The organism is Paenibacillus rhizosphaerae, assembly GCF_014192015.1.
In the GTDB taxonomy this organism is placed as follows: domain Bacteria; phylum Bacillota; class Bacilli; order Paenibacillales; family Paenibacillaceae; genus Paenibacillus_AQ; species Paenibacillus_AQ rhizosphaerae.
In genome coordinates, this window is the sequence record NZ_JACHXJ010000001.1 from 1,220,075 (window position 1) to 1,232,012 (window position 11,938).

11 protein-coding genes are annotated in these 11,938 nt (G+C 53.3%); 6 read left to right on the top strand and 5 right to left on the bottom strand.

All coding sequences use genetic code 11. The features are described from left to right. The first annotated feature begins 389 nt into the window (after positions 1-389). From FHS19_RS05335 to FHS19_RS05345, 3 genes are all read left to right on the top strand, one after another. On the top strand, positions 390-1,673 hold the full coding sequence (locus tag FHS19_RS05335) for an alpha-L-fucosidase (protein ID WP_183579634.1): 1,284 nt from the start codon (positions 390-392) through the stop codon (positions 1,671-1,673). Between the two features lie 24 nt (positions 1,674-1,697). Next, positions 1,698-2,570, top strand: a complete 873-nt coding sequence (locus tag FHS19_RS05340) for a sugar phosphate isomerase/epimerase family protein (protein ID WP_183579637.1) — start codon at positions 1,698-1,700, stop codon at positions 2,568-2,570. Positions 2,571-2,669: 99 nt separating this feature from the next. Next, positions 2,670-3,152 carry an NUDIX hydrolase gene (locus tag FHS19_RS05345; protein WP_183579640.1) on the top strand — a complete coding sequence of 161 codons (483 nt, stop codon included), beginning with the start codon at positions 2,670-2,672 and terminating at the stop codon, positions 3,150-3,152. Here FHS19_RS05345 and FHS19_RS05350 read toward each other — a convergent pair. Continuing rightward, positions 3,149-3,394 carry a hypothetical protein gene (locus FHS19_RS05350; protein ID WP_183579643.1) on the bottom strand — a complete coding sequence of 82 codons (246 nt, stop codon included), beginning with the start codon at positions 3,392-3,394 and terminating at the stop codon, positions 3,149-3,151. The genes FHS19_RS05345 and FHS19_RS05350 overlap by 4 nt on opposite strands. A 119-nt stretch (positions 3,395-3,513) precedes the next feature. Continuing rightward, entirely contained in the window at positions 3,514-3,945 is a 432-nt protein-coding gene (locus FHS19_RS05355; protein ID WP_183579646.1) for an Lrp/AsnC family transcriptional regulator, read from the bottom strand. Positions 3,946-4,162: 217 nt separating this feature from the next. Between FHS19_RS05355 and FHS19_RS05360 the strand changes: the two genes are divergently transcribed. The 3 genes from FHS19_RS05360 (at position 4,163) to FHS19_RS35455 (ending at position 8,312) form a co-directional block, all read left to right on the top strand. Further along, a complete protein-coding gene (locus FHS19_RS05360; RefSeq protein ID WP_183579649.1) occupies positions 4,163-5,164 on the top strand; it encodes an oxidoreductase in 1,002 nt (333 codons plus the stop codon). A gap of 181 nt (positions 5,165-5,345) precedes the next feature. After that, positions 5,346-6,326, top strand: coding sequence for an aldo/keto reductase (locus FHS19_RS05365; protein WP_183579652.1), 981 nt, complete (start codon positions 5,346-5,348; stop codon positions 6,324-6,326). A gap of 177 nt (positions 6,327-6,503) precedes the next feature. After that, complete coding sequence (locus tag FHS19_RS35455; protein ID WP_183579655.1) at positions 6,504-8,312, top strand: LTA synthase family protein; 1,809 nt, start codon at positions 6,504-6,506, stop codon at positions 8,310-8,312. Positions 8,313-8,392: 80 nt separating this feature from the next. Here the strand turns inward: FHS19_RS35455 and FHS19_RS05375 are convergent, their stop codons facing one another. Genes FHS19_RS05375 through FHS19_RS05385 form a run of 3 tightly spaced genes read right to left on the bottom strand, consistent with a single transcriptional unit; the run spans position 8,393 to position 11,864 of the window. Beyond that, complete coding sequence (locus FHS19_RS05375) at positions 8,393-10,324, bottom strand: ABC transporter permease (protein ID WP_183579659.1); 1,932 nt, start codon at positions 10,322-10,324, stop codon at positions 8,393-8,395. Further along, positions 10,311-11,078: an ABC transporter ATP-binding protein gene (locus FHS19_RS05380; protein ID WP_183579662.1), complete on the bottom strand. Its 768-nt coding sequence runs from the start codon at positions 11,076-11,078 to the stop codon at positions 10,311-10,313. The genes FHS19_RS05375 and FHS19_RS05380 overlap by 14 nt, the downstream gene beginning before the upstream one ends. 42 nt (positions 11,079-11,120) lie before the next feature. Then, positions 11,121-11,864: a hypothetical protein gene (locus tag FHS19_RS05385; RefSeq protein ID WP_183579665.1), complete on the bottom strand. Its 744-nt coding sequence runs from the start codon at positions 11,862-11,864 to the stop codon at positions 11,121-11,123. Positions 11,865-11,938: the final 74 nt, after the last annotated feature.

Here is an 11,938-nt window from a genome sequence, read left to right on the forward strand (position 1 = left end):
TAGACTATGACTTTTTTATTCCCCTTCGTTACTAAACGGCTTCGTTACCTAACAGCTAGGTAAATTCCAATTCTCCGCTGGGATGGTATTACTCATCATCATCGATGTTAGCCCGCCGTAACACCCCGCATTCCGCATCAGATTTGGCTTTATTCAAGACGGTTATATTCTAATCATTTCTACTGATATAGAAAGTCTGTTCGCTCCCATTAAATTTGAACAATCCCAGATGATCAGAGTTATTTTGAAAAAGCTGGCTTGAATAAAAGGGTATCCCGGATGCCGAGACGAAGAATATGGGAGTGCCGCCCGGCAGGGCAGTGAAGAAAGGCTGCCGGATTTTGCTGCGGCACAAGTCAAGAAAACAGCTATTGGAGGGCGAATACGGCATGAATCCGCGTTTTGAAAGAACGGCAACATTAATGAACGACCGCTTTGGCTTGTTTATTCATTGGGGATTGTATGCGATTCCGGCCAGAGGCGAATGGGTACGGAGCCAGGAACGCATCACGAATGAACAGTACCAAGCCTATTTTGAGGAGTTTAATCCGACTCTCTATGATCCGCGAGCATGGGCCAAGGCGGCCAAAGCGGCCGGACAGCGCTACGCCGTGCTGACGACCAAGCATCACGACGGCTTCTGCTTGTTTGACAGCGAGCTGACGGATTACAAAGCAACGAATACGCCGGCTGGAAGGGACCTGATCCGCGAGTATGTTGATGCGTTTCGCGAAGAGGGGCTGCAGGTCGGTTTCTATTATTCCTTGATCGATTGGTATCATCCGGATTACCCTGCCTTCGGCGACAGGCAGCACCCGATGCGTGCGGAAGAATCGTATAAAGACCGGGAAGAACATTTCGACCGGTATTTGGAGTATATGCACGGGCAGGTCCGGGAACTGCTGACCAACTACGGAAAAATCGATATGATGTGGTTCGATTTCTCATATGATGAGATGACCGGCGAAAAGTGGCGCGCCACCGAGCTGATCCGGATGATTCGGTCCCTTCAGCCGGACATCGTCATCGACAACCGCCTGGGCGGCAATATTATGGCGGCGGAGCCGGAGGAATACGCGGGCGATTTCTTCTCGCCTGAACAGATTATTCCGCCGCGCGGCATCGTGAATGACCAGGGCGAGCCGGTTCCGTGGGAGGCATGCATCACCTTAAACGATCATTGGGGCTACCATGCGACGGACAAAAACTATAAGTCTCCGAAACAGATTATCCGTGCGCTGGTGGAATGTGTCAGCAAAAACGGCAATTTGCTCCTGAACGTCGGACCGGATGCCAAAGGGGAAATTCCGAAGGAGTCCCTGGCCATTTTGTCCGTTGTCGGTGAATGGCTGCGCCGGAACGGGGACAGCATTTACGGCTGCGGGATTGCGGCACTTCCCAAACCGGAGTGGGGGCGGTATACGCAAAAAGGCAATAAGCTGTACGCCCATATTTTTGACCGCGGCATTGGTCCGATCTACTTCCAGGGACTGAAGGGGAAGATCAAGAAAGCCCGTCTGCTGTCGGACGGCAGCGAGCTACATGTGGAAACGCCTTGGATGGCCGATCAATATTCGGATACGGACAGCGGCGCGTTTATTCACCTGGCCGGCGGTGATCTGCCGGATGAACTGGATACGGTCATCGAACTGGAACTGACGGAAGCATTCTAACAAAACGCAGGAGGGATCGCGCAGATGAAGCCCGGAGTAAGTACATACAGCCTTTTGCAAGCGATTAAGGCGGGAGAGATGACCGTATTGGACGTTATCGACTGGATTGCGGAGCAGGGCGGGGAACATATGGAGATCGTGCCTTACGGATTTACGCTGGAGGATCAGCCGGAGCTGGCCGATGCGGTTCGTGAGCGGGCGGCTGCCAAAGGGATCGAGCTGTCCAATTATTCGATGCCGGCCAACTTCGTGCAGGATACGCCGGAAGCTTTTGAAGCGGAAATCGAGCGCATCAAGCGGCATGTGGATACCGTTCACCGATTGGGCATGAAGCATATGCGTCATGACGTGACAGCATTTACGCTTCCGCCGGAGAAGCGGGGCATCGATTATCTGGAAGCCAACCTGGACCAGATCGTCGAGGGATGCCGGCGGATTGCCGATTATGCGGCGGGGTTCGGCATCACGACCACCGTCGAGAATCATGGCATGAGCGTACAGGCCAGCGACCGCGTTCAGCGCGTGCTGCAGGCTGTTGACCGTCCCAATTTCAAAACGACGCTCGATATCGGCAACTTCCTCTGCGTTGATGAGCAGCCGCTTGTCGGCGTCAAACGGAATCTCCCCTACGCATCGCTTGTGCATGTGAAGGATTTCTATATCCGTCCAGCGGACCAAAACCCGGGAGGCGGTGCCTGGTTCCTCACCTCGCACGGTAACTATTTGCGGGGAGCTATCTTCGGACAGGGCGATATTGACGTCCGCCGGGTGCTCCGCTTGATCAAGGAATCCGGCTACGATGGATACGTTACGCTGGAGTTCGAGGGCATGGAGGAGTGCCGTGAGGGCACGAAGCTCGGCCTTGAAAACTTGAAGCGGATCTGGGATGAAGTCTAAGTACCCGTAAGAAAAGTTTTGAAAGAAGGCTGCCGGGCAGGCCCGGCAGCCTTGCTTATTTGCCCAATTTCTTAAATTTTACTTCAGGAGGTTTATTGCATGATGATGCCTACGCATATCGGGGCCGTCGGAGGATTTGTCGAGAACGGCAGCGGAGACATTCTGCTGGTTAAGACGAGGCACGGCGGATGGGTGTTTCCCGGCGGCCAGGTGGAGAACGGTGAGAATCTGATCGACGCCCTGACCAGAGAAATCAAAGAAGAGAGCGGTATCGACACGGAAGTGTCGCATTTGATCGGAGTCTATTCCAATACGGGCAGTTACCTGTGGCATGACGGAGAAACCCCGGTTCCGACGAAGCTGATGTTGGACTTTGTCTGCGCACCGACAGGTGGGGAACTGTGCACATCCGAAGAGATTTCGGACAGCCGCTGGGTGCCGAGAGATCAGGTCCTTGACCTCGTAACCGCGCCGGCTATCCGGCTCCGATATCAGGCTTACCTGGACTTTACCGGCAAAATCCATTATATGGAGTACGTCACGAGACCGGCGTTTGAGGTCAAACTGAAGAGAACGCTTTAATCTGAATGCAGCGCCCCGGGCTCGGGGCGGACCCATTGTATCCATACCCTGTAGATGATTGCCTTATCGACGTATTGCTCGTCGGCAAACACCTCACGCTTACCGTAACCCGCGGTCTTCGCTTTCATCAGCTCCCATACCAATGCGGCGGCGATCTTCGGATCGGTCGTCCGGTACCCGTCGTATTCCCAGCCGAGTTTGTTATACGGTTCGTCCAAGGCCCATACTTGGGCTTCGTACATCGAATCGAAAATCAATCCTCGAAATACGGCGCAGGCACGCGCTCGTCATCTTTCATTGTAAGTCACCTCCGGTACAAAGGATTAAGCGGAATGGCGGCTTAACGTTCCGTAACTGCTTCTTAATTGTTCAGCGCAAATGCTTTGGAATCAAATGTCGTCGACAGCACGGTAATCGTCTGCGTGAAGCCATACTTGCTGCAGGCCATTCGAAAATCCTCCAGCGATTGCATTGAAGCCGCGACCACCTTCAGGATAAAGTTATATTGACCGCTGATTTGGTGCAGCTCAAGCACATCGGGAGACTGCGCACAGAATTCCGATAGCGCGTTGCATTGGTTCGCCTGCACGAGTATAAATGCGGTGATCGGTTTGCCAATTTTTTCTGGAGACAGAACCGCACGGTAGGACTCAATGACGCCTTTATCCTCCAGCTTGCGGATCCGCTCGGCGACGGCCGGACCGGACATATTGATCATGCGGCCCAGCTCGGAAATGGAAATCCGCGCATCCCTCTGCAGGATATCTAAAATTTGCAAGTCGATGTGGTCCATAAATGTACTCCTTTCCTTGTACGACACATTCAGGCGGATCAAGGTGCAGATCCGGTTGCCGGACAGGACTTTCAATTTTAAAATCCGCTGTGCCCTCAAACTTCAAATTCAAAGTATAAGGGTCGGAATAACTTGGTTTTGGTATGTAACGATACCTCTGAGACTCTTACAATGGAGTTAAGAAATCCAAACACAAGAGTCTTAGGAGGAGTTAACCATGAAAACGATCATATATAGCGAAAAAAATATCGGACGGCTGATGCTGAACAACAGATTGATCGTGTCCCCAATGCAGCAGAACCAGGGAACGCCCGAAGCGTACGCCACCGATTATCACGTGGACCATTACAGCCGGCTTGCCAGCGGAGCCGCGATGGTCATGTTGGAATCGACCGGAGTGTCGCCGAACGGCAGGCTGTTCAGCAACGATATCGGCATTTATACAGATGAGCATGTCGCCCCGTTGAAAAAAGTAGTCGAAGCTGTTCACGCGAAAAACACGCCGGTTTTTATTCAGCTTACGCACGGCGGCAGAAAATCGTGGACATACGGGGATTCGCGTCTGCTTGCACCCAGTCCGATTGCCTACGACGATGAATACGGGATTCCGGAAGAAATGAGCCTCTCGGATATCCGAAGCGAGATCGACAATTTCCGGCAGGCTGCCCGAAGAAGCCTGGAGGCCGGCTTTGACGGCATCGAAGTGCACGCGGCCCACGGCCACCTGGTGCATCAGTTCCTCTCCCCGCTGTCCAACCACCGGACCGATGAATATGGCGGCTCGCCGGAAAATCGAACCCGTTTTCTCCGTGACATTTTGGAGGCCGTTCGCTCGGAGGTGGGACGCGACTATCCGGTGCTGATCCGCGTATCCGCGTCCGATTATGTCGAAGGGGGGCTAACGCCTGTGGATGTGGCGCAAATTGCCGCCTCCCTGGAGCCGCTGCTGGATGCGGTGGATGTGTCTTCAGGCGGCCTGCTCCCGGTGAATCCCGCAGCGACGCCGGACGGTTATCAAGTGCCCTATGCCTCCATTATAAAGCAACACGTGAGCATTCCCATCATTGCCGTGGGTAAAATTTACACCAAAGAACTTGCCGAGTTTATCCTAACGGATCGGCTGGCAGACTTTATCGCCATCGGGCGGCCGCTGCTGGACAATCCGGAGTATATCCGCAGCACCTTTATTACTTCTGAGACGGAACCGGCTCGGGTCTAACTCAGGAAGGCCCCAGCCTGAAACGAGGTGGAGTTGACGGATCGGCCGGTTGAACAAATCGGGATGTAAGCAGCGAACGGTCGTCATTGGTTCTTCCAAAATCGCAGTTATTGGCTCTGATCATAAGCCGTTTTCCTTATTATAATGGAGCCGTACACAAGCGAAAAGGGAGGAAATATTAATGAACAGAACCTTGGGAACATCAGGTATACCCGTAAGTCCGCTGGGACTCGGCTGCTGGGCGATTGGCGGGAACTTTACGCTCGGCGGCCTGCCCGATGGATGGGGCGAGGTGGATGATGCGGAATCGGAGGCCGCCATCCATACGGCGCTGGACATGGGAGTGACCTTTTTTGATACGGCCGATGCTTATGGAACCGGACACAGTGAAGAAGTGCTGGGCCGCGCGGTCAGGGGGCGCCGTGATCAAGTGGTCATCGCCACCAAATTCGGATACTTGCAGGATACGGCGAAGAGAGAAGTGCACCTGAATTACGACGTCTCGCCCTCCTATGTCCGCTTTGCTTGCGAGCGTTCGCTCAGACGGCTGGGAACCGACTACATCGATTTGCTGCAGATTCATCCGGGGGCGCTGAGCCGGGAGGAGATTCTGTCCGTGATCGATTCGCTGGACTGGCTGCGTCGGGAAGGGCTTATCCGTGCATATGGGTGGAGCACTTGGGATGCCGGGGACGCCGAATTCTTCGCGAGCCGGTCGGATGCGTCCGCCATCCAGCATGAGCAGAATGTTTTCCATGACAACCAAGACGTAGTGGCTGTTTGTGAGCGTATGGGTCTTGCCAGCATTAACAACACGCCGCTGGCGATGGGACTTTTGAGCGGCAAATTCCGGCCGGAGACAAGCCTGCCGAATACCGACGTCAGAGGCAGCGGACACGAGTGGGTGAGGTACTTTAAAGACGGCAGCCCCCTTCCCGAGTTCATTGAGAAGCTTGATGCCATCAAGGAAATTTTGACGAGCGGCGAGCGGACGCTGGTACAGGGAGCCCTTGCCTGGTTATGGTCCAGAAGCGATGCCGCCATTCCGATTCCGGGCTTTAAAACGAGACGGCAGGTAGAGGAACTGGCAGGCGCTGTATCCCGCGGCCCATTGTCCGCTAAACAAATGCAAGAAATCGATGCGATGGTGAACAGCTTCTAGCTAAGTTCGTAAGTAAATATAGGTAGAATTGACCCTCATGGTAAGCTCGTGGGGGTTTGCCAATTCGCGGAATTGTAATGCCAGTATGAAGAGAATGTTAAATTTTCGTATGATTTTAATGTTTTTTTAAGATAATTGGCGTATACTGTTCGCTTGAGAACAGATGGGAGTGATACCGTGCGCCAATTATTTGTACCGTCCAGGCGGGTGGGGATAACCCTTTTCTCCTTGCTGCTCGGCGGATTTATTCTAAATTTTTTCATGCAGGCGGCTTCGCTCGGACTGAATATCGTTAGCGTGCTGAACTGGATTTCCCAATATTATTGGCTATATTTATCCGGCAGTCTGTTTTTCTTCTTCGTGCTGCTGGTCTGTGCCATGATCATTCCGAACGTTTATACGGGGGCGCTGATCGCGTTTCTCGTGTGCGTGGTCCTCGGGATCGCCAATTATGAGAAGCTGTCCACAACGGGCGAGCCTCTATTCCCTTGGGATTTGATGCAGATCAAGAACGCCCAGGAAATGACGAAAATTACGAAGGGCATGATTTCGCCGGCAGCCGTCATCGTAGCGGTGCTTCTCGTCGCGGTCTTGATCTACTTGATGCTGAAGCTGCCGAAAGTCAAAGTCCGTCTCCCGCTGCGGATCACGCTCGGCATTATCTCGTTGGTAGCGGTTGGCGGATTTATTCAAATGGTCGGAGGCCAGCACGCGCTGGCCACATCGCTGAAGTATCAGAACATTCCGTGGAACCAGAAGGTCAATTATGCCCAGAACGGGTTCGTATACGCCTTTGCGGGTAACTTGATGCAGAACCTGATCGAGAAGCCGGAGGGTTACAGCAAAGAAGCGATCGAAGCCATCGCGCAAAAATACGGAACATCTACCGATACGTCGCCAAGCAAAGCGGTAGAGCAGCCGAATATTATGTACATGATGGACGAGGCTTTTTTTGATCCGACCCGGATGCCGTCTTTTACGTTCAGCGAGGATCCGCTGAAGTTTATTCACCAGAACGCCCAATCGACGCCGGACGGATTTCTGCTGTCCCCCGAGTTTGGTGGTAACACGGCCAACGTGGAATTCGAGGCGCTGACCGGGTTGTCGATGTATTTTCTGAAAGACGGGTCGATCCCGTACCAGCAGCGGATCGTCAAAATGTCCTCACTGCCCTCGATCGTCAGCATTTTGAAGGAACGGGGATACGAGGCGCTTGCGCTGCATCCGTTCGACGATACATTCTACAACCGCAATCGGGTGTACCCGATCCTCGGCTTTGACCAATTCACGAGCGAAAAGGATCTGCCGAACGCCAAACGGTACACCCCAAACGGATACATTTCCGATATGGCTGCCGTGCAGGAAGCGGTCCGTGAGTTGAAATCGGCGAGCAAGCCGACGTTCCTGCACCTGGTGACGATGCAGAACCATTTTCCGTTTACCAAGGGGCTGAATGGTCCGAACACGATTACAGTTTCCGGCGTCAAACCGGAATACAAAGACGAGCTGGAAACGTACACGCATGACACCAAGCTGACGGACGAAGCGGTGGCTTACCTGAGCCAGCAGCTGAAGACGATTCAACGGCCGACGATCGTCGCGTTCTGGGGCGATCACCTGCCGGCCTTATCCTCCGGCGTGTATGCCCAGGCCGGATTTAACGACAACCCGCGCCTGAAGCATGAGACGAAGCTGATCTATTTGGCCAACTTTGATATCGGCAGCAAGTCTCCGGGCACGATGAGTCCCGCTTTTATCGGACCGACCGTGTTCGAACTGTCCGGCCAGAGCATGCCGGCATATTACAAGCTGCTGGAGAAGGTGAAGTCTGAAATTCCCGGCTTGAACAAAAGCGTGTTCATCGGCAAGGATAACGCCGTGATCTCCGCCTTGAGTCCGGAGCAGCAGTCGCTGCTGAACGATTACAAGCTTGTGGTTTACGATATGCTGGAGGGAGAGCAGTACGGCAAGGATGTGCTGTATTAGGGATTGCCTGCCTGCTGCCCTCACCGATTGAAGAAGGGGATGTCCCAGGGTTAAATACCACGGGCATCCCCTTGCTGTATTTATAGCTGTGCCGAGACGGTCCGATCATAGGTTTTGACCGTAAACGCATAATAGGCGAGATAGATCAGAAGATATGCACCGCCGGAGACTAGGATCGGAACGGCGAACAGGCCGCTGATCAGGTTAATGCCGGCAAGTGCCTTTAGCATCATGATGCTGTGGACCAGTCCGACGATCAGCGGGAGTCCAAACACGAACAGCACCTGCTTGGCGACCGACCGGCGGATATCTTTACGGCTTACACCGATTTTGCGCAAAATGCCATAGCTTCCTTTGCTGGCTTCCGCTTTGGTCAACTGATTAAAATAGATGATGCTCCCGGTGGCCGCCAGAAAGACCAGCCCGAGAAATCCGAGCGTAAAGACGTTGATGCCGGCGTTCTCTACGTTCTGACGGTACTGCTGATAGAATGTGGCCATTCCGGTTCCGTCTCCAGAAAGCTTGATGAGCGCCGTTGCGGTTTCTTTTGTCGTTTCCTGGCCCCTGACTTTAAAAGCTTTATAGGTGCTGGCTTTGAGGCTCTTGTTCAACTGACTGAACAGGCTGTCGCTGATAACGATGCACATATCCGGATAACCCCAAGGAAGGATGCGTTCTTCAGCAATCCCAGTTACCTCTAAGCTTTCCCGTTCATTCCCCGTGGTTACGGATATTCGATTTCCCTGTACTTCATCAGCCGAAAGGGTCGTGTACAATGGGCGAACGAGGACAACATCCCGACCTGCGGGCTGAAGGCGTTCTTTATAGCCCAGTGCCGAAGCGGCCCGATTATACGTTGATGCAGATATCAGCTTTACGGGAACCTTGTTTGGCTCGTAATTTCCGGGCTGATAGGCAAAACGGGTCAGATCGGCATCGGTCGCAATCGCAGGCAGGTCGATTTCAGCGATAACCGGATGCTTGGCGTCCGAGAGAATGAGCTGTCTGGCCTCGGCATCAAGCCCGTTTTCCGAAGCGGCATAGGTGTAGCTGAACGGCATCTCCTGTTCGGCGCTCTGCTTCTGGGTATAAAAAAAGCTGTAGCCGACGCTTACCGCGCACAAGGTCAAGGAACTGAGCAGGGCGATCGTGGTCAGCATGACCGTATTGCTGCGGATGCGGTAGAGCAGGTGGGAAGTGCCGATCATGTTGATGCCACGGTAATACCTTTTTTTATGATGGGACGACAGCTGTAATAGCGCAATGACAAGGGAGCGGAACAACAGATAAGTGCCTGCGCCTAGTCCTATAAAAATGATGGAGAAGTTGACAAGAATACCTTGGGTCGTACTTATAGGCTTAAAGGCAGTCCAGTAACCCAGGGCAATGAGGATGACGGACAGCCCTGCAGCGAGCAGAGAAATCCGGGGCGCATGCTCCCCTTTTCGCTCGGCTTGGAATAGCTCCACAAGCTTGAACTTATAGATCAGCCGGTAACCTTGCATGGAAGTGATCAGGATCAGGACCACAAATACGAATGTAACTTGACCAATGGCCCCGATGTGAATTTCAAAGCCGGCTTGCACCGGGTTATCCAGCAGCTTCAACAAAATCATGGTGAACAGCTTCGATAAAAGTGTGCCGAGAAAGATGCCTATGATCAAGGCAGCCAAGCTCATGATCAGGTTTTCATAGAACAGCATCCGGGCGATCGTTTGCCTTCGCATTCCGAGCAGGGCGTATAAGCCTACTTCCTTCATTCGTTTTCTGGTGAAGAAGGCATTGGAGCCCCAAACGAATACGGCCGTAAACAAAATCAGGATGACGGAAGCCTGGGACAGAACGGCCCGGAGGCTCTCGGATGACTGCAGTCCTTCAGTGATGGCCTTGCTGTACTGAAGCGATACGAAAATATAGTAAATCATAACGCTGAAAATCATAGAAAGCAGGTAGATTAAATAATTTTTGAAGTTCCCCTGAATATTTTTCTTCGCTACGTCAAACAGCGTCAATGGCTCCGCCTCCCAGTACGGCCAGAACGTCCAGCACTTTTTTGAACATGTCCCTCCGCGACTGGCTTCCCTTGACCAATTCGGTGAACAGGCTTCCGTCCTTGATGAAAATCACCCGCTTGCAGTAGCTGGCAGCATAGGCGTCATGGGTAACCATCAAAATCGTGGTTCCTTCCTGTTCGTTCAATTCCTTCAAGCTCTCCAGAAAGTCGGTTGCCGATTTGGAATCGAGCGCTCCCGTAGGCTCGTCGGCAAGCAGCAGCGCCGGTTTCGTCACGATCGCCCGGGAGGCGGCTGTCCGCTGCTTCTGACCGCCAGATATCTGATACGGATACTTGTCCAGAATCGACTGGATCCCGAACCGGACCGCAACCTCGCTTGCCCGCTGCTCCAGCTGCCCTATATTCATTTTAGCGATAGCCAGAGGAAGCACGATATTTTCCTTAACTGTCAGCGTGTCGAGCAGGTTGTAATCCTGAAATACGAAGCCCAGCCGGTCACGGCGAAACGATGAGAGCTGTTCTTCGTTCATGTTCAGGATGTTGTAACCGTCGATCACCACTTCGCCTGAGGTCGGGGAATCGATCGTGGCCAAAATGTTGAGCAGTGTGGTCTTTCCTGAGCCTGAAGGCCCCATAATAGCCACGCTTTCGCCTTCCATGACCGTCAGGTCGATTAGCTGCAGGGCGGATATGACGCTGTCTCCCGAGCCGTATACTTTGGAGATTTGTTTGCCTTCGATGACGACATTCATTGATTGTGTCTCCTCCTTAATAGGGGTCCGTAGTAGGCTTCATTAGCCCATGCGGCCGAACAAAGTGAACAGGACAATCCCGGCGCAGACGATCAACGTCCAAGTTCCTGTTTTCAACCACCCGGGAAAAGGGGGGCTGCGGATTACAGTCCATCCGAACGGAATAAAAGCGACGGCCAGCCCTCCTGCTGCCGCTATAGACCACGGTGTGGTTCCTTTCAACACGCCGAGCGGGAGTGCGGCGGCCAGTGCCAGTGCTGCGGATTGGACCGGGCCGAGCGTACCGGAACGGTAAGAACCGATGGCCAGAACGATCCATCCTAAGATGATAGGCAGATTAAAAGTGCTGTATATGTGGAAGGCACCGTACGCATCTGCGACCGTGTTCACCGCCTGACCTGCGCCGCCGGTTTTCACCAGCTGAAAAGCCAGATGGTCGACTCCGGCATGGAAGGTGCGGGCAAACAGGCCTGAAATGACGAATAATCCGCTCCAAAGCGCGAAGCGCGGTTTCGAAACGCCGATCGACTGGACCAGCAGCAGCACGGCCGGCCAGAGCATGACGATCCCGGCCCCGAACAGGCTGTATGAAGCCGTCATCTGCAGCGGATGCTCGTCATAAGCGGCTAACTGGTCGGGAAAGAAAAAATGATACGGTGAGCGGAGCAGGATGCCCGCCAGAAGCAGTATCGGCGAAACGATCAAGGCGATTCCCCCGGCCCACGGACCCGGAAACCTCTGCATCGCTGCTGCTGAGGTCAGCGCTATTTTACCATGTCCTTGCATAAAATCCTCCTTTTTCTTTGTGTTTACCAAGCCCGGTAGTGTTCATTATAGAAGAGTCAAAATGCATCAAAGCT